This is a genomic window from Kribbella sp. NPDC055071, assembly GCF_053608045.1.
Genome location: NZ_JBSGUS010000008.1, coordinates 174,668 through 194,313 on the forward strand (window position 1 = coordinate 174,668; position 19,646 = coordinate 194,313).

Sequence of the window (19,646 nt, forward strand, 5' to 3'; positions counted from 1 at the left end):
CCGCACCTCAGTCAAAGCCCTGTGGACAAAGGGCTGTCGGCTTTCCGTCAGCAGCGGGAACCCGCCACGGCGAGGCAGCGACCAACCGGGTGGAAACGGCTACCGTTCCTTTCGAAGCGTCCTTAACTAAATTCACCGGACCGCTCCCGTCCCAGCTCCGGAGGACCCCGCCCATGAGTCGATTACGCGTGCTCGCCGCCACCGCCGCAGTGGTTGCCACAGCCCTCATCACCGCCGCCGGCGTCTCGCTGGCCACGCCGAACGTGCAGACCGCCGCAGCGGCCACGAGTGGTGGCGTCAAGACGGCGTACTTCACCCAGTGGGGGATCTACGCCAACGGCTTCTACCCCAAGAACATGGTGACGACCGGCGTCGCCGGCAAGCTGGACTTCCTGAACTACGCGTTCGCGAACATCCACCCGACCAACCACACCTGCTTCATGGCCAACCAGGCCGCGTCCCAGGACGAGTCGAACCCGAACGCCGGTGACGGGGCCGGCGACGCGTTCGCCGACTACGGCAAGTCGTACGGCGCGGACATCAGCGTCGACGGTGTGGGTGACGTCTGGAACCAGCCGATCCAGGGCAACTTCAACCAGCTCAAGAAGCTCAAGGTGAAGTACCCGAACCTGAAGATCCTGATCTCGATCGGCGGCTGGACGTACTCGAAGTACTTCTCCGACGCCGCCTCCACCGACGCCAAGCGCAAGGCCTTTGTCACCTCCTGCGTGAACATGTTCCTCAAGGGCGACCTGCCGGTGATCGACGGCTTCGGCGGTGCTGGTACGGCGGCCGGCATCTTCGACGGTGTCGACATCGACTGGGAGTACCCGGGCTCGCCGAACGGTCACGTCGGCAACCACTACAGCGCTGCGGACAAGCAGAACTTCACCCTGCTGCTGGCCGAGTTCCGCAACCAGCTCAATGCCTACGGCAACCAAACCGGCAAGCGCTACTACCTGTCGGCGGCCACCCCGGCCGGCCAGGACAAGATCGCCACGATCGAGACGAACAAGATCGGGCAGTACCTCGACTACAACAACATCATGACGTACGACATGCACGGCGGCTGGGAGGCGACTGGGCCGACCAACTTCCAGGACCCGCTCTACACGGGCCCCAGCGACCCGAGCAACCCGATCCCGCCGGGTCAGGGCAAGTACTCGGTCGATGCGGCCGTGAAAGCCTGGACCACCGGTGATTCGGCGTACGGCATCCCGGGTGGGTTCCCGGCGAGCAAGCTGACCATTGGATACCCCTTCTACTACAGAGGATGGAAGGGTGTCCCGGCCACCGCGAACGGGAAGTACCAGACCGCGACCGGTCCGGCCGACGGACATGCCCTGAGTGGCAATGTGCCCGGAGTGTCGTTCTACAAGGAGCTCACCGGCTTCGTCGACAACCCGTCCACGACGTACTTCGACGACGCGACCAAGTCGTCGTGGTTCTACAGCAACGGCACGTTCTGGTCCGGTGACAACGCCCAGTCGATCAAGGCGAAGGCCGATTACCAGCACTGCAACGGTCTGGGCGGAGCGATGATGTACTCCCTCGAAGCGCTCGACCCAGGCGTCACCCTCTTCAACCAGGTGGTGAACGCGGTCAACGCCGACACACCAGGCTGCAGCGGCCCGCCAACGACGCCGCCGACCACCCCGCCCACAACACCCCCGACTACTCCGCCTACAACCCCGCCGACCACGCCTCCCACCACACCGCCGACGACGCCTCCCACGGCAACCCCGTGGGCGCCGAACACGACGTACGCGACCGGTGCACTGGTGTCTTACAACGGCCTCACCTACAAGTGCATCCAGGGCCACACCTCCCTGACCGGCTGGGAACCACCGAACGTCCCCGCACTCTGGGGCCGGGTCTGATCACGTACCGCCCACGGATCGGAGCATCATGAAACGCATCTCTTTGGCTATAGCAGCCATCACCGCGGTGGTCATCGCCTTGCTGACCGCACAGACCGCGAGCGCCGCCGGCGTCACCGCAGCCTTCACGAAGGTGTCTGACTGGGGTACTGGCTTCGAAGGCAAGGTGACCGTCACGAACGGCACCACCAGTTCATTGAGCACCTGGTCGGTCGCACTGGACTTCCCGTCCGGCTACACCGTCACCAGCACGTGGGACGCCACCCACACCAGCAGTGGCCAGACGCACACCTTCACCCCGCCCAGCTGGGCCGGACCGCTCGCACCGGGCGCCTCGGTCAGCTTCGGCTTCAACGGCAGCCCCGGGAACTTCCCCGGCCCCGCTGCCTGCCGGCTGAACGGCGGATCCTGCACAGGCGGCGGTGGCGGCACAGTCCCCGGCGCGCCCTCGGGTCTGTCGGGTACGGCGTCCGGCACCTCGGTGAACCTCAGTTGGTCCGCCGCCTCCGGTGCGACCAGCTACAACATCTACCGCAACGGCACGAAGGTCGGGACCTCGAGCGGTACGTCGTACACGGACTCCGGCCTGGCCGCTACCACGACGTACAGCTATCAGGTCAGCGGCTCCAACGGCACGGGTGAGGGCCCGAAGAGCAACACCGCTTCGGTCACGACCGGCACGGGCGGTGGCGGCGGCAACGCCTCCAAGACTGCCGCGCCGTACCTCTACATGGGCTGGGGTGACCCGCCGAACATTTCGAGCGTGATGAGCGCGACCGGAATCAAGTGGTTCACCATGGCGTTCGTCCTGTCCGGCGGCGGCTGCAGCCCGGCCTGGGACAGCACTCGGCCGCTCCAAGGTGGTACCGACGCCACCGCGATCAGCCAGATCCGTGCGGCCGGCGGAGACGTCGTACCGTCGTTCGGTGGCTGGAGCGGCAACAAACTCGGCCCGAACTGCAGTACGCCGGAAGCACTGGCCGGGGCGTACCAGCAGGTCATCAACGCCTACAGCCTGAAGGCGATCGACATCGACATCGAGAACTCCGACGAGTTCGAGAACGAGGCGGTCCAGGACCGGATCCTGAACGCGCTCAAGATCGTCAAGCAGAACAACCCCGGCATCCAGACGATCGTCACGTTCGGCACCTCGACGACCGGTCCGACGTACTACGGGAACCGGCTGATCGACCAGTCCAAGGCACTCGGCGCGAACATCGACATCTTCACGCTGATGCCGTTCGACTTCGGTAGCTCGAACATCTACAACGACACCGTCGGCGCCTCCACGGGCCTGAACAACAAGCTCAAGGCGACGTTCGGCTGGACCACCGCTCAGGCCTACGCCCACCAGGGCATCTCTGGCATGAACGGTCTGTCCGACCAGCAGGAGCTGACCAGTACGGCGACCTGGCAGAACATCACCAACTGGGCCAAGACCAACGGCCTCGGCCGGCTGGCGTTCTGGTCGGTCAACCGCGACCGCGGCTGCGCCGGCGGCGGTGTGGTCTCCAACTGCAGCGGCATCGCGCAGGGCGACTGGGACTTCACCCGCATCACCGCAGGGTTCTGACAGCAGTACGGCGTCGCACGGGAGCCTCCCGCGCGACGCCGTAGTCGGCCGTACTCAGCCGGCCTTGATCGCGCCGATGATCAGAGTGTTGCGGGCGTTCTGCCCGAGCGGGACCGAGGGGTGCAGGCCGTCGCGGAGCAGGCTGCCCAAGCGGTTCGGCTTGGAGGCCAGGTGCTCGGCCCACGGCACGATCCGCAGGTTGTCGTAGCGGCGCTGGGCGTTCGCCAGCTGCAGGTTGATCCAGGCACTGTTGCGCTGGTCCGACACCTGCACCTCAGGGCCGAAGGCAGTCCGGGCCGCCTGCACGTTCACCCAGTAGACGGTCCGCTCGTCACCGACGATCTGCATGGTCCGATCGACCTGTGCGGCCACGGCCGGCGGCGTGAAGATGTCATTGGACCCAACCGACATCAGGATCCGGTGCGGCAGCCCGTACTGCTGCGCCCAGGTGTCCAGGGCGTCGACCGCGGGCGTCACCGGACGTCCCGCCCAGTTGTGTACGGCGACGTTGATACCGAGCTGTGTCAGCTGCCGAGCCAGCGCCGGCCCGTCCTGCACGCCGATGCTGTCCCCGAACATGAAGACGCCGTCGGTCTCGCGGGTCTTGCGGATCTGCGCCTCGGGGGAGATCGCACACCCGAGCAGTTCCCAGGCGCTCAGCGTGCCGGATCCGTAGCCACCCATCGAGGTCATCCCGGCGAACGCCTCGGCCGAGGCAGAAGCCGCCGACGCGACTGTCGACGCCGCGGCGGCGGTGCCCGCGGCGAACAGCATGCGCCGACTCGGCCGGAACGAACTGAGACGCTTCCTCACGGAGGAAAGAGTGCGGGGGAAATGCCCCTGACTGCAAGTCGACACCAGGCAAATTGGGACGAACGCTACGAAAGTGGGATCAAGACGACGTCACGGGCCTCGATCTCACGAAGCTCCGGAACCGCTCGGCCGCCGGTGTCAGCCGGGTCCGCAGCCGCCACGCCATCCCCAGCTCACGCCGCGCCTGCACACCGGCCAGCGGGATCGACACCGCGCCACTGTCGTTCCCGCGAACGGCGCCGGCCGGCAACACGGCCACTCCGAGCCCAGCCCCGACCAGACTGTCGATGGTCGCGAGGTCGGTCGCCTCGAAGGCCAACTGCGGCGTGAAGCCGGCAGCCCGGCACAGCTCGTCACTGATCCGCCGGAAGCCGAACCCGGGACGCAGCCCGATGAACGGCTCGTCCGCCACCGCGGCCAGCTCCACCCGACGCCGCGTCGCGAGCGGATGGCCGGGCGGGACGTGCAGGCACAACCGCTGCTGCTCGAGCAGGTGCCAGCCATACTCGTCCGGGTCCGGCCGCGGTGCGACGATGCCGATCTCGACCTCGCCACTCTCGAGGTCTTGGACGATGTCGTGACCTGCCTCCTGCCGTAGCGCGAACCGGACGCTCGGCGCCACCTCACGGAACGCCTTCAGCAGGTCCGGCACCAGCGTGGTCGCGGACGAATGCAGGAATCCGAGCCGGACCGTCCCTGAGTCCGGATCGAGCAGTGCGTCGATCCGCTGCTGCGCGAGGTCGACGGCCGCCGTTCCGGCGCGAGCAGCCTCCAGCACGAGCCGCCCGTACGGATTGAGCCGGACGCCGCGATGCTCCCGCTCGAACAACTGCACCCCGAACGCACTCTCCACCCGCCGCAGCGCCCTGGACAGGTTCGGCTGGCTCGTGCCCAGAGCCGCGGCCGCTTCGGTCAGGTGCTCGGTCTCGGCGAGTACGGCGAACCAGCGCAGATCCTCGACATGCATGCGAAAAGTGTATCGATTACTGCTGAGATCGACATTTTACGTATCACACAAGCTGTGCGACCGTCGAAGACATGCACAAGGCTGTCGCCCTCGAGCCGGGGTACCTGCCCGGCGATCCGGAATACCGCCGGCTCTCCATCGCCCTCTTCGCGGCCGGCCTGGCGACGTTCGCCCTCCTCTACAGCACCCAGCCGTTGCTGCCTGACCTGGTCGACGCCTTCCACGTCTCACCCAGCCAGAGCGCGTTCTCCGTATCCATCGCCACCCTCGGCCTCGGTATCGCGCTCCTGATCGCCGGTCCGGCCTCCGAGGTGATCGGCCGTACCAATCTGATGCGGTGGTCGGTGGCAGCGACCTCAGGCTTCGCACTGCTCACTGCGGTCGCCCCGACCTGGCACAGCCTGCTCCTGCTCCGTGGCCTGCAGGGTGTCGCGATGGCCGGGCTCCCCGCGGTCGCCATGGCCTACCTGCGCGAAGAGGTCCACACCGACAGCCACGCACGAGCCAGCGGCCTCTACATCGCGGGTACGGCGGTGGGCGGCATGGCCGGTCGTCTCATCGCCGGTGGGCTGGCCGACTTGGGCGGGTGGCGCGTCGCACTCGGCGGTATCGCGGTGGTCGGCGTCCTCTGCGCCGCTGTGGTCTGGCTACTTCTCCCCGCCTCCCGCAACTTCCGTCCAAGCTCAGCCAGCCCACGCGACCTCCTGAAACAGACAGGTCAAGTACTGAAGGACCCGGCGCTCCTGGCGCTCTACGGGATCGCAGCGACAGCGGTGGGCGCGTTTGTCGCGGTCTACAACGGAGCAGTCTTCCGACTGTCCGGAGTGCCGTACCACCTGAGCGCCGGAGCCGCCGGACTGGTGTTCTGTGTCTATCTACTCGGCTCCGCAGGCTCAGCCACGGCCGGGACGCTGGCCGACCGCTTCGGTCGTCGCGCAGTCGTTCCGATCGGCGTTCTGATCACTCTGGCCGGTGTCGCCATCACTCTGGCCGCGCCGCTCCCCCTCATCATCCTCGGCCTCGCAGTCATGACCGCCGGCTTCTTCGCGGTCCACGGCGTCGCCAGCGGCTGGGTCCCGGCCCGAGCCCATCGCAGTGGTGGTGGCACGGGCCAGGCATCCAGCCTCTACCTGTTCTCCTTCTACCTGGGCTCATCGGTCTTCGGAGGCCTAGCGGGTACGGCGTGGAGTCACGCAGGCTGGACCGGAGTGGCGCTGGAAGCCGGAGGACTCTTCTTCGTCACGCTCGTGCTCGCAGTCCTGCTCCGGCGCGTGCCGATCAAGGTGTCAAACTGATCAGGTGACCAAAGCGACCGATGCAGCCGACCAGTTGGGTCTCACCTACGAGGTGACTCGGCACGGCCGGGTGAACTCGCTGGAAGAGGCTGCGGCGGCCCGAGGCATCGAGCCGGCCAAGCTGATCAAAACGATCGTGGTCCGGCTGTCCGACGACGACTACCGGTTCGTCCTGGTCCCTGGTGACCGCGAGATCGCCTGGCCGAAGCTGCGCGCCCTGCTCGGGGTCAACCGGATCTCGATGCCGGACAAGGACACGGCGTTCGACGTGACCGGTTACGTGCGCGGCACGATCACACCGCTCGGCAGCACGCACGCGTGGCCGGTCGTCGCCGACGACCGGATCACCGGCGACATCTCCATCGGCGGTGGCGACCACGGGGTCGGCATCACCGTGAACGCCGAGGCACTGGCCAAGGCCCTCAACGCCACGGTGGCCGACGTCACCGAATAGAGCTACCCAAGTAGCCCTCGCTGTCCTGCCCGCAGGCCGGCTTGAAAGCGGGTGGTGGCGTCGAGAGCCTTCAGGATGCGCTGCATCCGGCGCTCGACGGTGCGTTGGGCGACTCCGAGTCGACGGGCAATGGCCTGGTCCGTCAGACCTGCAGCCGCCAGCGACAGCAGTTGCTGATCCTCGAAAGTCAGCGGCCCGTCCGCGCCCGATGGCGACAGCGGACTGGCCTGACTCCAGAGCAGGTCGAACAGCCGGAGCAGACCGTCCAGCAGGCTGGACGGACCGATCTCGAAGATCGCGTCGTGGCTGGTCGGCAACAGCCCCATGCGGCGGTCGACGACCATCATCTTGAGCGGTACGTCGCGCAGCATCCGGCAACCCGCGGATCGGGCCGCCACGAGGTCACTCGGCTCGGACAACGACGCTAGGTCGAAGATCGTCCGGTACGAGACGCCATGCGCCCGGCGAGCCTCGATCGGCGCCACGGCGTACGGCGGCCGGTCCAGGACGAGCACCTCGTCCTGCGCGCACTGCTGCGCCTGGTAGAACCGCTGAGAGACCGCCTCAGCGCCACGGATCACCGTGAACGCGTCATGCCGCGCCCTGAACTCCGCAGCCAGCACGGAGGCGCCGACTCTGGCTTCGACGATGGCTGCCTGCTTGCGCAGCGCCAGCAGTTCGACTGCCGCCTCGGGTACCGCAGGCACGTACCGGGCCGGTCGGCCCGGGATGCGGGAAGCCAATCCGAGGATCAGCAAGGACCGCAGGTGCCGGCCGACCCGGGTGGCCGGCCAGCCGGCGTCCCTGGCCAGGTCGGTCGCTGTGGACTCCGGGCGGGCCAGAAGCGCCCGGTAGAGCTGCTCGTCCTCCGAGCAGACACCGAGCGCCTCCAGCACCGGAGCCGGTCGATAACTGTGCATGATCAGGGTAGGGAGTGAACGTGAGCCCCGACCTGGTTGGCGAACGCACTGCCGTTCAGCGCGTCCCAGTTGGTCGACCAGGTCATCGCACCGCGCAGTGACGGCCACGGGCTGCTCGGCCTGTAGTTGCCACAGCCGGTGCCCTTGGTCAGGCAGTCCAGCGCGTTGTTGACGACCGTCGGCGAGACGTAGCCGCTGCCGGCAGCCTGGCTCGACGCCGGCAGGCCGAGGCCGACCTGATCCGGCCGCAGTCCGTTCTGCAGCATGATGCAGGCCTGCGCGGTGATGAAGTCGACCGAGCCTTGCGAGTACACCTGTCCGTCGCAGCCGTTCATCGAGCCGGAGTTGTAGTACTGCACGTTGACGATGGTCAGGATGTCCTTGATCGCGATCGCGAGCTTGAAGTACTCGAACGACGTGGCCTGCATGTCGATCGTCTGCGGTGCCATCGTGATGATCAGTCCGCTGCCGAACTGGCTCTGCAGACTGCGCAGCGCCTGACCCATGTACTGGGCGTTGACGCCGTTCTCCAGGTCGATGTCGATCCCGTCGAACCCGTACTCGCGCAGCAGCGAGAGCGCCGTACTCGCGAAGTTGGTCGCGGCCGTGGCGTTGGTGACGGACACGGTGCCGTTCTGGCCGCCGACCGACAGGATGACCTTCTTGCCGGCCGCATGCTTGGCGGCGATGTCGGCCTTGAACTGGGCCACGGTGTATCCGCCCAGTCCGGCGCTGTCGAGGTTGAAGGTGATGCCACCCGGACGGGACGCGTCGGTGTCGGCGAAAGCGACCGCGATCAGGTCGTATGCAGCCTGGACGTCGGAGATGCGCTGCACAGTCGCGCCGTTGTTGAAGTTCTGCCAGTAGCCCGTGAGCACGTGCTTCGGCAGTGAGCTGGGCGGCGGATCGGTCTGCCCGGCGGAGGTAGTGCCCGAAACGGTCGCGCCGTACGCCGAGCAGTTGCCGCTGGGGTCACAGGCCCGCACCTTGAAGGAGTACGTCGTACTCGGGCTCAGACCGGTGGCCGTCCAGTTGGTGACGTTGCCTACGCTCTGCGCGGCCGCTGTGCCTCGTACGACGTCGTAGTGGTCGATGCCGTTCGCATCCGACGCGGCGGACCAGTTGAGCTGCAGCGAGCTCGACGTCGGGCTTCCAACGGTCAGACCACCCGGAGTCGAGGGCGGAGTGGTGTCCGCGGTCCCACCGGGCCCGTCCAGCACGACGTCATCCGCCTGGTACGCCGGAAGCCCGTACCAGCCATGCAGGTAGATCGTGACCGACGTGGCCGACGCACCCGAGGTGAACGGGACAGTCAGCTGGCTCCACCCGGTGCTCGTGGTCCACGTACTGGCCCCACCGTCCACGCCGAGATAAACATTCGATCCTTTGACCCACGCGGAAAGTGTGTAGGCAGTATTGGGCTGTACCGGAATTGATTGAGAACAGCGACCAATATCACTCGAACTGGGGCTGGATTGGAGCGCGTACGTGCCGGAATGCGGTGCCGAGGTGGTCACGCTCCCGGCCGCACAGGTCCAGCCGGAGGTGGAGCCGGACTCGAAGCCGGCGTTCGTGACGAGGTTGGTGGCGGCGGAGGCGGTACCGGGGATCAGGAGACCCATGAGAACGACGAGCAGGCTGGTGATGACCGCTGCCTGGGGGCGGTACGCAGGCGGTTTCATGGCTTACAAAATGTGACTACTCAATTACATTGTCAAGACCCTACATAAAATGAGCACGCTCTCACGCTCACGAAAGCTGAGAAATGTACAGCTCTTTACACGCGAGACCAGGGAAACACGCACCTGGGGGGTCAACCTGTACTGAGGCCCGCCACCTGGAAGAGGCTCTTCGACCGGAAGAGGCTCTTCGACCGGAAGAGGCTCTTCGACTGGAAGAGGCTCTTCGACTGGAAGAGGAAAGGCGACGGCCCCCGGCGGGGGGGTGACCGGGGGCCGTCTTCGGCCACGGGCTCGGGGGGAGGAGCCGGGGGCCGTTCAGGAGGCGACAGTCTGCCACTGTCAGGGGGTATGTACCCCCCGAGTCCGGATCCCACACATCTCAGTTCCGTTGCGGATCTGATCCGTGCTGTCCAGCTGTCAGGCCCGCCGAATCGGCGATCCCAACCAGTGTCACTGTCACACTGCTCACCAGTCTAACGGGAGACCGGCCCAGGCAAAAGCCCGGGTCCCTCGGCGTTTCTCCCGGCTGCCTATCCTCGACCTTATGGAGCAGCGTGACGCGGCCCGTTCGGCCGCCTTCTTCGATCTGGACAAGACCATCATTGCGCGCTCCAGCACGCTCGCGTTCTCGCGGCCGTTCTACGCCGGCGGGCTGATCAACCGGCGGACCGTGCTCCGGAGCGCGTACGCACAGTTCGTCTACCTCCTCGGTGGCGCCGACCACGACCAGATGGAGCGGATGCGCGAGTACATCTCGGCGATGTGCACCGGCTGGGACGTCCGGACCGTGCGGTCGATCGTGGCCGACACCCTCGAGCACATCGTCCGGCCGATGATCTACGACGAGGCCGTCGAGCTGATCGAGCAGCACCACGCGGCCGGCCGCGACGTCGTGATCGTGTCGTCCTCGGGCGCCGAGGTGGTCGAGCCGATCGGCGCGATCCTCGGCGCGGACAAGGTGATCGCGACCCGGATGATAGTTGCCGACGGCAAGTACACGGGCGTGATCGCCGAGTACGCCTACGGTCCGAACAAGGCGACGGCGATCCGCGAACTGGCCGAGGCCGAGGGCTACGACCTCGCGACGTCCTACGGTTATTCGGATTCCATCACCGACGAGCCGATGCTTGCCGCGGTCGGCCATCCGTATGCCGTCAACCCCGACAAGGCGTTGCGCCGGCTGGCGATCACGCGGGACTGGCCGATCCTCGACTTCAACGAGCCGGTCGGCCTGTCCGAACGCTCGCGTCTACGGCACGTACGACGTCCCGCCGTGGCGACCGCAGCACTCGCCGGGCTGGCCGTGTGGGCCGTCTTCCTGGCCGCCCGACGCCGCGAGAACCGGCGCGAAAGCTGAAGCTTGCTTCATTCTTCTCAACTCCATGAAGGCCTCGCTTCCCCTTCCCAGGAAGGGTTTTCAGGAGTACAAAGGAAGAACAAAGGACCGCAGGGTCCGGTAGAGATTGCACGGCAGCCAGGACACCCACGCGGCGACCAGCCCATCCCAAACGGGCAGCGCGACCCGGGCGAAAGCCTGTGGCGGCAACAAGGTGCACGCATGGTAACCAGGATGGCGCGCGAGTGACCGGCGTTCTCGAGAGAGAACGCCGGTCGCACGTTCAGCGGCAGTTCAGGGGCCCGTGAGGTTTCACAGGCTCTGGGCGAGCGGCGATCGTTCGGCACCCAGTGACACGACTTCGCACGACCGCAGCAACCAGTCACGAACGCCGGTCAACCCTCGCGCTGTGTAGTCACGAAGCCCCGGCGGATAGGACGTTGCCAACTCATAGTGACCGACCTCCGGCACCGTGACGCCGACCGGATCGATGCCTCGGGCAACTAATAGACAGCGTTCGGCGGCTCGGGCAACGAGTCCGTTCGCCTGCGGGAACGGGCGCAGCACCGCCAGCTCGGCGTGGACAATGGCCGCGACGACCAGCCCCGGTGCTGCGGTTGGACGGGTCAGGCTGCGCGCGAGAGCGCTCAACCGCTCCCACATTTCGTCCGCGGGCGGTGCCGGCGGCAGGCCGGGGATGTCGTCGGGCACCGGCTCCCCACCGGTCCGCAGGTGGCCCAGTTCGTTGTCGGGACCCAGGTCGGCCGCGGCCAACTGGTGCAGTCTGGTCCACACCTGTACCGGAGCCGTGTCCACGCGCGGCGCGAGCGCCATCAGCTCACCGGTCATGCGGACGGCGCCGGAGGCCAGTCCGTCGCCGGCTCCGCGCCGTACCTCATCGAGCGTCGCCGGGCTGCCGGCCAGCGCCGCGGACGCGTGGGCACCCCGCAGCAGCGCCTCGGCGGTCAGGTCCGAGCCGACCTTGCGCAGGCCCCGGTCGCGCAGCAGCACGTCGACCGCGTCCCGGGCCGCCCTGGCCGCCGACCCGACCCCTTCCAACCCAGCCAACGGCTCGAACACATCTGTACTCATGCCTGCACCCTAGGATGAGGTCGTATGGCGCTCGGTACCGTCCCCAAGTTCAGCATCGTGGTTCCCTGCCACGCCTCGCGGGCGTGGTTGCGGCCGTGCCTGGACTCGGTGCTGAGCCAGTCGTTCACCGACTTCGAGGTGATCGGGGTCGACGACGCCGACCTGGGCGGGTCCGGCCGGATCCTGGACGAATACGCCGCCGCCGACCCCCGGGTCCGGGCGCTGCACCTGGAGGAGAACGTCGGCCTCGGCCCGGCGCGGAACGCGGGACTGAAGGAGTGCCGCGGCGAATACGTCCTCTTCCTGGACGCCGACGACCAGTACACGCCCGGCTCGCTGGAGGCGCTCGCGGACCGGATCGACGCCACCAACCGGCCGGACATCGTGATGTTCGACTACGAGCGGATCTTCTGGGACGGCCGCGTGGTCCGCAACCAGCGGCGGGAGGCGTTCGCCTGGGAGGGCGCGGGGGTGTTCACCGCGGCGGAGCGGCCGATCTTCCTCACCTTCCTCGAAGTGGTCTGGAACAAGGCCTACCGGCGCGAGTTCCTCACCCGGCACGGCTTCGCGTTCACCGCGGGCTTCTACGAGGACGCGCCCTGGACCTACTCGACCATGCTCACCGCCGAGCGGATCGCGACCCTCGACCGCGTGGTCGTCCACTATCGGCAGCACCGGACCGGCGGCAACATCCACGCGACCAGCGGCCGTAGACAGTGGGACATCTTCGATCAGTACGACCAGGTGCACGCCTTCATCCAGTCCGATCCGGAGCTCGTCGGCTGGCGCCGGTTCGCGTTCGACCGGTCGCTGGACCACATCGTCGCCGTCCTGGCCAAGCCGGAGCGGATCGACACCGACGACCGGGCCGACTTCTTCCACGCGGCCCACGCGTTCGCGAAGCGCTGGAAGCCGGACGGGTACACGGCCGACCGGACCGCGCGCGGGTTCAAACGCTGGCTGCTGATCCACGACGACTATGCGACGTACTCGACCCTCAAGCTCAGCGCGCGGATGCTGCAGGTCCAGAGTCCGCGCAAGACCGTCGGCAAGCTGCTACGACGCGGCAAACTCGACCCGAACCTGGCGGCGTACTCGTCATACTGGTTCAAGCAGTTCGCCTGCAACCCCCGCGCGATCTACGCCAAGGCGGCCGACCTGGCGCCGCATCTGCGCGGGGTCTGGGTGGTCGACGCCGACTACCAGAGCGCGATCCCGGAAGGTGTCGAGTACGTGATCGCCGGGTCTCCGGCGTACGAGAAGCTGCTGAGCCGGGCGACGTACTTCATCAGCAACATGAACTGGCCGAAGGAGCTGGACAAGCGGGAGGGCCAGATCCACCTGCAGACCCAGCACGGTACGCCGGTGCTGACGACGGGGATCGATCTGCGCGAGATCCCCGAGGCCGCCGACGAGCTGGACGTCGAGGAGCTGATGCACCTGGTCGACCGGTGGGACTTCAACCTCTCCTCGAACCGGTACTCCTCGGAGATCTGGGAGCGGACCTACCCGGCGTACTTCGAGGAGCTCGAGTACGGCTACCCGCGCAACGACCGCCTGCTCACCGCGACCGTCGACGACGTCCGGGCGATCCGGACGTCGCTCGGGTACGACGATTCGCACCTGGTCGTCCTGTACGCACCGGCAGCCCGTGCCCTCGACCCGGGTCGGCTCGCAGCCGCGATCGGCGAGCACTGCCGGGTGGTGAGCCGCCCGCGATCCTCGGACCACGCGCGGGACGAGGAGCTGATGCTGGCGGCCGACGTGCTGATCTCGGACTACTCGTCCATCACCTTCGACTACGCGAACCTGGACCGTCCGATCGTGCTGTTCATCGACGGCGATCAGGAGCGCAACACCTACTTCGACGTGGCCGGGTTCTCTCCAGGGCTGGTCGCACGATCGCTGACAGAACTGCGAACGGCCTTCCGTACCGGGGCTTTCGCCTCCCCCGAGGCGGCCAAGCACCGGCATCTGTACCGGGAGAAGTTCTGCGAGTACGACGACGGTCGCGCGGCCGAACGCGTGGTCCGGCGAGTGATCCTGGGTGAGCTCGACGTGCCGGCGATCGAGCCGCTGGCGGACCGGCGACCGGCGCCGTCACCGTACTTCATGCATAATGGCTGACATGTCGATCAGCCCGGACGCCGCACACGCCTCGCGCGTGCGCTCCGGCCTGCGACGACGACGCACTGTCTGAACACCCCAGCCTGTTCCAGTCGCGTCTTCTTCTGTAAGGACCTCACCATGTCCGCTGTTCTCCCTGTCCTCGCGTCCAGACTGTCCGCTGCCGTCACAACCCTCTTCGACAAGTCGCTCGATCCCGAGCTGCGGTTGGCGACGAAACCCCAGTTCGGTCACTACCAGACCAACCTCGCGCTCCGGCTCGGCAACCTTCTCGGTCTGCCGCCGCGGGAGGTCGCCGTTCGCCTCGTCGCGGAACTGCGGGTCGACGACATCTGCTCCACGCCGGAGATCGCGGGCCTAGGCTTCATCAACCTGACCCTGCTGCCGTCAACGCTCGCGGCCGAGGTGAACCGGCCGGAGACCTTCGAGAAGCGGGCCGAGCGGGTCGTCGTCGACTACTCACAGCCGAACGTCGCGAAGCAGATGCACGTCGGCCACCTCAGATCCACGGTCATCGGGGACGCGCTCTGCAACGTCCTGAGCTACGTAGGGTACGACGTCATCCGGCAGAATCACGTGGGCGACTGGGGCACGCAGTACGGCATGATGATCGAGCAACTCCGGCTTGAGGAGTTGGATGCGCAATCCCTCGATCTGCAGGGATTGCAGCTGCTCTACGAGCGGGCCCGGAAGCACTTCGATGCCGACGGCACCTTTGCCGATCTCTCCCGGAGACGGGTCGTGCTGCTGCAGTCGGGTGACCCAGAGACCCGAGTGATCTGGCGGCGGATGGTCGACGTATCACTGGACGACTTCGAGCAGGTCTACGCACTGCTCGGCTCGAACCTCCAGCGGTCGGACGTTGTCGGGGAGAGCGCCTACAACCCCGATCTCCCCTTGGTTGTCGACGAGCTACAGGCGCAGGGTCTGTTGACCGAGTCCGACGGTGCTCTCTGCGCCTTCCTGCCCGGATTCCTCGGCCGGGACGGATCACCCTTGCCGGTGATCGTGCGGAAATCCGACGGCGGTTTCGGCTACAGCGCGACCGACCTCGCCGCGGTCCGGCATCGGGTGACCACCTTGCACGCCGACCGGATCGTGTACGTGGTCGACCACCGGCAGTCCCTGCACTTCGAGCAGATCTTCACTCTCGCACGGGCCGCCGGATGGTTGCCGCCGACAACCTCCGCCGAGCATGTTCCTTTCGGCACCGTCCTCGGCCCGAACGGAAAGCCTTTCAAAACAAGGGAAGGTGGCACGGTCAAGCTGACCACGTTGCTCAACGACGCGGTCGAGCGGGCGGACGCGTTGCTCGAGGGCCGCGAGGGCATCGAGCGGTCGGTGACCGCGCGGGCGGTCGGGATCGGCGCCGTCAAGTACGCCGACCTGTCCAGCGACCGGGGCAACGACTACGTCTTCGATCTGGACCGGATGGTCGCGATGACCGGCAACACCGGCCCATATCTGCAGTACGCCCACGCACGGCTGACCCGGCTCCTCGCCAAGGCCGACGCGCCCGCCGGTGAGATCACCGAGCTCAAGGATCCGGCCGAGGAACGGTTGGCCCTGCTCCTCACCGGGTTCGCGGGCACAGTCACGCAGGTCGCGGAGACCCTCCAACCACACCGGCTCTGCACCTATCTGTACGAGGTCGCCTCCGCCCTCTCCACCTTCTACGAGCAGTGTCCGGTCCTCACCAGCGACGGCCAGACCAGATCCAGCCGACTCGCCCTCTGCGCCGCAACGCGCAAGGTGTTGCAGGATGGACTCGGCCTGCTGGGAATCGAGGCCCCCAACTCGATGTGACCCAACTCGATGTGACCCAACTCGATGTGATGGAGGACGCGCATGCTGCCGTGGTCGGCTGACTTGGTGGGACGGTTCGAGCAGAAGACGTACCCGAGCGAGTTGCTCCGCGGGAACCCCCTGGGCGACCCGCACGAGCGGCCCGTGCTCGTCTACCTGCCGCCCGGGTACGACGACTCCGACCAGCGCTACCCGTCGATCTACGTCACGATGGGCTACACCGGGCACGTCGGGATGTGGTTCAACCGCCAGCCGTTCCGTCAGCCGTTCCCGGAGTTGCTGGACGCGATGTTCGCCGAGGAAGGCGCACCGCCGGCGATCGTGGTGTTCGTGGACTCATGGACCCGGTACGGCGGGAGTCAGTGCCTCGACTCGCCTGGCACCGGCCAGTACAGCTCGTACCTGTGTGACGAGATCGTCCCCTGGGTGGACGCGACGTACCGGACCATCGCGGACCGCGATCACCGGGGCATCACCGGCAAGTCCAGTGGCGGTTACACAGCCATGGTGACGCCGTTGCTGCGGCCGGACGTGTTCGGTGCGCTGGCGACACATGCGGGTGACGCGGCGTTCGAGCTCTGCTATCAGCCCGGGTTCGTGGTGCTGGCCCGGACGCTGCGGGACAAGTTCGACGGTAGCTGGGAGAAGGTCTTCGAGTACCTCGACGGCAAGGCCGGCCGGACCACGATGGACGACCTGCACCTGCTCGAGATCTACGGCTACGCCTCGGCGTACTCGGCGGAGCCCGACGGCACCGTGCTGCTGCCGTTCGACGAACTGGGTCGGGTGATCCCCGAGATCTGGGAGCGCTGGCTGGCCCTCGATCCGGTCGAGATGGTCAAGAAACCGCAGTACGCCGAAGCACTCCGCTCGCTGCGTGCGGTCTGGATCGACGCGGGCAAGCAGGACGAGTACTACCTCGACTTCGGCGCCACTGCGTTCCACCAGGCCGCTCAGAAAGCCGGACTGACCGACGATCGGGCACATTTCGAGCTCTTCGAGGGCAAGCACGGAGGTATCGAGTACCGCTACCCGCTGGCCGTGCGCTGGCTCACCGAACAACTGATGCGGTAATTCGCATGCCGTGAGTCGCCGAGACGCCGTACCTTCACCGCATGGGGACTACGAATTGGCCTGAGGGGATCGTCGCGCGTCCGATCGAGAAGGGCGACGCGGAGGCGTGGGCGGAGCTGCTGGCCGCTCGCGAGAAGGTCGATCAGGAGGGCGAGAACTACAGCGCCGAAGACCTGCTCGACGAGTTGGGCGACGCGCACCTGGACGCGGTCCACGACACCATCGGTCTATGGGCCGACGGAGTCATGGTCGGCTACGGCAAGGTCCAGGCGCCCGAGGACGTCGTCGATGTGGACCGGGTGCACACGGAGGGCTGCATTCATCCCGAGTGGCGCCGACGCGGCCTGGGTACGACGCTCCTGCACTGGCTGGTCCAACGAGCCGGCGAGGAGCACGCGGCCAAGCACCCGGACGTGGACGGCTTGGTGCGCTCCGGCACGGTCAGCACGAATGCCGGCGCGATTCAGCTGTTCCGGAGTCTCGGCTTCACCGAGAGTCGCTACTTCTTCGACATGAAGCGCCCGCTGGACCAGCCGGTGCCCGCGGCCGCCCTGCCGGACGGATTCGAGCTGAAGGTGTTCGACCCGTCGATGGACGAAGCGCTCCGGCTGACCCACAACGAGGTCTTCCTGGATCACTGGGGCTCCACGCCGCGTGACGAGGAGGACTGGCGGGTCTGGTTCACCGGATCCCGTGCGTTCCGCGGTGCATCGTCGTACGTCGTCCTGCACGGCGAGACGATCGCGGCCTATGTGCTGGGCTACGAGTGGGAAGCAGACACCAAGGCCACTGGCACGCGAGGGCTGTACATCGGCCAGGTCGGAAGCCGCCGCACGTACCGCGGCCGCGGCCTGGCCCGCGCCGCGATCGCGAAGGTCCTCACCGAGGCAGCAGCGGCCGGTTACCAAACCAGCTCGCTCGGCGTGGACGCCGACAACCCCACCGGCGCCCTAGGCCTCTACGAATCCCTCGGCTTCGCCACCCACAGCAAATGGATCACCTACACCCTGCCCATCAAGTAGGCAGGGTGTAGGTGAGCATCACACGTGCGATTCGGCGACGGCGACCGCTTCGATGGGCTCCGGCTCGGTGCGGAACCAGTTCCACGGGCGGACGCTGATGACGATCATCGCCAGCGTCACCGCGGCGTACACGATGGCTCCGAGGAAGGCGGCGTGGACGCCGTCGACCAGGACCTGCCGCGGGATGGTTGAGGTGGAGTTGCGGCTGGCCGTGCCGAAGACCGTGACCAGGATGCCGAGGCCCAGTGCGCCACCGACCTGCTGAACGACGTTCACCATGCCCGAGGCCGCTCCTGCGTCGCTGGGCGCGACACCGGAGATGGCTCGGCCGACCAGCGGGATGAAGATCATCCCGGCGCCCGCGCCGAACAGCACCAGCGGTCCGACCACGTTCGCGAGATAGGTGCTGTGGGCATCCAATCGCGACAGCCAGATCGTGCCCAGCGTGATCAGCAGCGAACCGGCCAGCATGAACTTCGTCCCGTCGATCCGCGCGACCAGCCGGGGCACGATCCGGGATGCGGTGAAGAGCAGGCCGGTCAGCGGCAGGAACGCCAGACCCGCGGCCAGCGGGCTGAGCTCGAGCACACCCTGCAGGTACTGGGTCAGGAAGAAGAACATCCCGAACATCGTCCCGATCACCAACAGCATGGTCAGGTACGCCGTCGACCGCTGGGCCGACCGGAACAGTCGCATCGGCACGATCGGGTGGCTGACCCGGCGCTCGATCAGCACGAACGAGACGAGCAGAACCACACCGACGGCGAACGAGGCCAGCACCTCGGCCGACGTCCAGCCGGCCTCGGCGACGCGGATGAAACCGTAGACGAGCGCGGTGATGCCGAGCGTGGAAGTCAGCGCACCGGCGACGTCGAACCGGCCGGTCTCCCGCTCGGTCTCGGGCAGTACCCGCCGGGCCGCGATGGCCAGACCGATACCGATCGGGACGTTGACGAACAGACCCCAGCGCCACGACGCCCAGTCCGTGAGCATGCCGCCGAGGACCAGGCCGATGCTGCCGCCACCGGACGACACCAGGCTGTAGAGGCCCAGCGCCTTCATCCGCTCCGGACCTTCGCGGTAGGTGAGCATGAGCATGGTCAGCGCCGCCGGCGCCGCGATGGCACCGCCGATGCCTTGCAGAACCCGGGCGGCGAGCAGGAGCTCGGCGCTGGGGGCGAGACCGCCGAGCAGCGAGGCGAGCGTGAAGACGCTGACACCGGTGATGAAGACCCGGCGGCGACCGAGCAGGTCGCCGGCCCGGGCGCCCAGCAGGAGCAGACCACCGAACGCGAGCGCGTAGGCGTTCTGCACCCAGGAGAGGCTGGCCGGGCTGAAGTGCAGGGCTTGCTGAATATGCGGCATCGCGATGTTCACCACGGTGCCGTCGAGGATCACCATCAACTGCGTGACCAGGATGACCGCAAGGATGACCCCCGGCCGCCGAGCAGGCGTTCCGGGGTTGGCGCCGGCCGGCGCCGCGGCTGTTGCCGACATAGTGCTCCTTACCCCTGAGGGGCTACAGTTGTGAGAGGAAAGCGGAGACCGCCTCCAGATACAATACGGAGGCACCCTCCGGTTTAGCAAGCGATATTGTCGGGGAAA

At 67.1% G+C, this 19,646-nt stretch carries 15 protein-coding genes; 9 read left to right on the forward strand and 6 right to left on the reverse strand.

The window, feature by feature from the left end; all coding sequences use genetic code 11:
* Window positions 1-173 precede the first annotated feature (173 nt).
* Window positions 174-1,880: a glycosyl hydrolase family 18 protein gene (locus ACWF4Z_RS15845; RefSeq protein WP_452243757.1), complete on the forward strand. Its 1,707-nt coding sequence runs from the start codon at window positions 174-176 to the stop codon at window positions 1,878-1,880.
* A 28-nt stretch (window positions 1,881-1,908) separates the two neighbouring features.
* Complete coding sequence (locus tag ACWF4Z_RS15850) at window positions 1,909-3,453, forward strand: cellulose binding domain-containing protein (protein ID WP_452243758.1); 1,545 nt, start codon at window positions 1,909-1,911, stop codon at window positions 3,451-3,453.
* Window positions 3,454-3,507: 54 nt separating this feature from the next.
* Here ACWF4Z_RS15850 and ACWF4Z_RS15855 read toward each other — a convergent pair whose 3' ends face one another.
* Both ACWF4Z_RS15855 and ACWF4Z_RS15860 read right to left on the reverse strand, forming a co-directional pair.
* Complete coding sequence (locus tag ACWF4Z_RS15855) at window positions 3,508-4,266, reverse strand: hypothetical protein (RefSeq protein ID WP_452243759.1); 759 nt, start codon at window positions 4,264-4,266, stop codon at window positions 3,508-3,510.
* 79 nt (window positions 4,267-4,345) lie between these two features.
* Entirely contained in the window at window positions 4,346-5,233 is an 888-nt protein-coding gene (locus ACWF4Z_RS15860; RefSeq protein ID WP_452243760.1) for a LysR family transcriptional regulator, read from the reverse strand.
* A 71-nt stretch (window positions 5,234-5,304) separates the two neighbouring features.
* On the opposite strand from ACWF4Z_RS15860, the gene ACWF4Z_RS15865 reads away from it, so the two are divergent.
* Window positions 5,305-6,528 (forward strand): MFS transporter, encoded by a 1,224-nt coding sequence (locus ACWF4Z_RS15865; RefSeq protein WP_452243761.1) that lies wholly within the window; start codon window positions 5,305-5,307, stop codon window positions 6,526-6,528.
* Between the two features lie 4 nt (window positions 6,529-6,532).
* Window positions 6,533-6,982: an aminoacyl-tRNA deacylase gene (locus ACWF4Z_RS15870; RefSeq protein ID WP_452243762.1), complete on the forward strand. Its 450-nt coding sequence runs from the start codon at window positions 6,533-6,535 to the stop codon at window positions 6,980-6,982.
* A gap of 2 nt (window positions 6,983-6,984) precedes the next feature.
* Here the strand turns inward: ACWF4Z_RS15870 and ACWF4Z_RS15875 are convergent, their stop codons facing one another.
* The gene (locus tag ACWF4Z_RS15875) at window positions 6,985-7,902 is read right to left on the reverse strand and encodes a helix-turn-helix domain-containing protein (protein ID WP_452243763.1); all 918 of its coding nucleotides are present in this window, start codon (window positions 7,900-7,902) and stop codon (window positions 6,985-6,987) included.
* A gap of 2 nt (window positions 7,903-7,904) precedes the next feature.
* Window positions 7,905-9,584 carry a chitinase gene (locus ACWF4Z_RS15880; protein ID WP_452243764.1) on the reverse strand — a complete coding sequence of 560 codons (1,680 nt, stop codon included), beginning with the start codon at window positions 9,582-9,584 and terminating at the stop codon, window positions 7,905-7,907.
* Window positions 9,585-10,128: 544 nt separating this feature from the next.
* On the opposite strand from ACWF4Z_RS15880, the gene ACWF4Z_RS15885 reads away from it, so the two are divergent.
* The gene (locus tag ACWF4Z_RS15885) at window positions 10,129-10,941 is read left to right on the forward strand and encodes an HAD family hydrolase (RefSeq protein WP_452243765.1); all 813 of its coding nucleotides are present in this window, start codon (window positions 10,129-10,131) and stop codon (window positions 10,939-10,941) included.
* 291 nt (window positions 10,942-11,232) lie between these two features.
* Here the strand turns inward: ACWF4Z_RS15885 and ACWF4Z_RS15890 are convergent, their stop codons facing one another.
* A complete protein-coding gene (locus ACWF4Z_RS15890) occupies window positions 11,233-12,012 on the reverse strand; it encodes a Fic family protein (protein WP_452243766.1) in 780 nt (259 codons plus the stop codon).
* A gap of 24 nt (window positions 12,013-12,036) precedes the next feature.
* Here ACWF4Z_RS15890 and ACWF4Z_RS15895 point away from each other — a divergent pair, with 24 nt between their 5' ends.
* From ACWF4Z_RS15895 to ACWF4Z_RS15910, 4 genes are all read left to right on the forward strand, one after another.
* Complete coding sequence (locus ACWF4Z_RS15895; RefSeq protein ID WP_452243767.1) at window positions 12,037-14,139, forward strand: bifunctional glycosyltransferase/CDP-glycerol:glycerophosphate glycerophosphotransferase; 2,103 nt, start codon at window positions 12,037-12,039, stop codon at window positions 14,137-14,139.
* Window positions 14,140-14,259: 120 nt separating this feature from the next.
* Complete coding sequence (gene argS, locus ACWF4Z_RS15900) at window positions 14,260-15,945, forward strand: arginine--tRNA ligase (RefSeq protein WP_452243768.1); 1,686 nt, start codon at window positions 14,260-14,262, stop codon at window positions 15,943-15,945.
* A 42-nt stretch (window positions 15,946-15,987) separates the two neighbouring features.
* Complete coding sequence (locus ACWF4Z_RS15905; protein ID WP_452243769.1) at window positions 15,988-17,019, forward strand: alpha/beta hydrolase; 1,032 nt, start codon at window positions 15,988-15,990, stop codon at window positions 17,017-17,019.
* A 41-nt stretch (window positions 17,020-17,060) separates the two neighbouring features.
* Entirely contained in the window at window positions 17,061-18,041 is a 981-nt protein-coding gene (locus tag ACWF4Z_RS15910) for a GNAT family N-acetyltransferase (RefSeq protein ID WP_452243770.1), read from the forward strand.
* 18 nt (window positions 18,042-18,059) lie between these two features.
* Here the strand turns inward: ACWF4Z_RS15910 and ACWF4Z_RS15915 are convergent, their stop codons facing one another.
* Window positions 18,060-19,538: an MFS transporter gene (locus ACWF4Z_RS15915; RefSeq protein WP_452243771.1), complete on the reverse strand. Its 1,479-nt coding sequence runs from the start codon at window positions 19,536-19,538 to the stop codon at window positions 18,060-18,062.
* Window positions 19,539-19,646 lie beyond the last annotated feature (108 nt).

Bases quoted from the DNA above. Each gene is read 5' to 3' on its own strand.
- ACWF4Z_RS15910 (WP_452243770.1), top strand. From the start codon at position 17,061: ATGGGGACTACGAATTGGCCTGAGGGGATCGTCGCGCGTCCGATCGAG.
- argS (WP_452243768.1), top strand. From the start codon at position 14,260: ATGTCCGCTGTTCTCCCTGTCCTCGCGTCCAGACTGTCCGCTGCCGTC.
- ACWF4Z_RS15865 (WP_452243761.1), top strand. From the start codon at position 5,305: ATGCACAAGGCTGTCGCCCTCGAGCCGGGGTACCTGCCCGGCGATCCG.
- ACWF4Z_RS15875 (WP_452243763.1), bottom strand. From the start codon at position 7,902: ATGCACAGTTATCGACCGGCTCCGGTGCTGGAGGCGCTCGGTGTCTGC.
- ACWF4Z_RS15860 (WP_452243760.1), bottom strand. From the start codon at position 5,233: ATGCATGTCGAGGATCTGCGCTGGTTCGCCGTACTCGCCGAGACCGAG.
- ACWF4Z_RS15845 (WP_452243757.1), top strand. From the start codon at position 174: ATGAGTCGATTACGCGTGCTCGCCGCCACCGCCGCAGTGGTTGCCACA.
- ACWF4Z_RS15850 (WP_452243758.1), top strand. From the start codon at position 1,909: ATGAAACGCATCTCTTTGGCTATAGCAGCCATCACCGCGGTGGTCATC.
- ACWF4Z_RS15915 (WP_452243771.1), bottom strand. From the start codon at position 19,538: ATGTCGGCAACAGCCGCGGCGCCGGCCGGCGCCAACCCCGGAACGCCT.
- ACWF4Z_RS15895 (WP_452243767.1), top strand. From the start codon at position 12,037: ATGGCGCTCGGTACCGTCCCCAAGTTCAGCATCGTGGTTCCCTGCCAC.
- ACWF4Z_RS15905 (WP_452243769.1), top strand. From the start codon at position 15,988: ATGCTGCCGTGGTCGGCTGACTTGGTGGGACGGTTCGAGCAGAAGACG.
- ACWF4Z_RS15880 (WP_452243764.1), bottom strand. From the start codon at position 9,584: ATGAAACCGCCTGCGTACCGCCCCCAGGCAGCGGTCATCACCAGCCTG.
- ACWF4Z_RS15885 (WP_452243765.1), top strand. From the start codon at position 10,129: ATGGAGCAGCGTGACGCGGCCCGTTCGGCCGCCTTCTTCGATCTGGAC.
- ACWF4Z_RS15890 (WP_452243766.1), bottom strand. From the start codon at position 12,012: ATGAGTACAGATGTGTTCGAGCCGTTGGCTGGGTTGGAAGGGGTCGGG.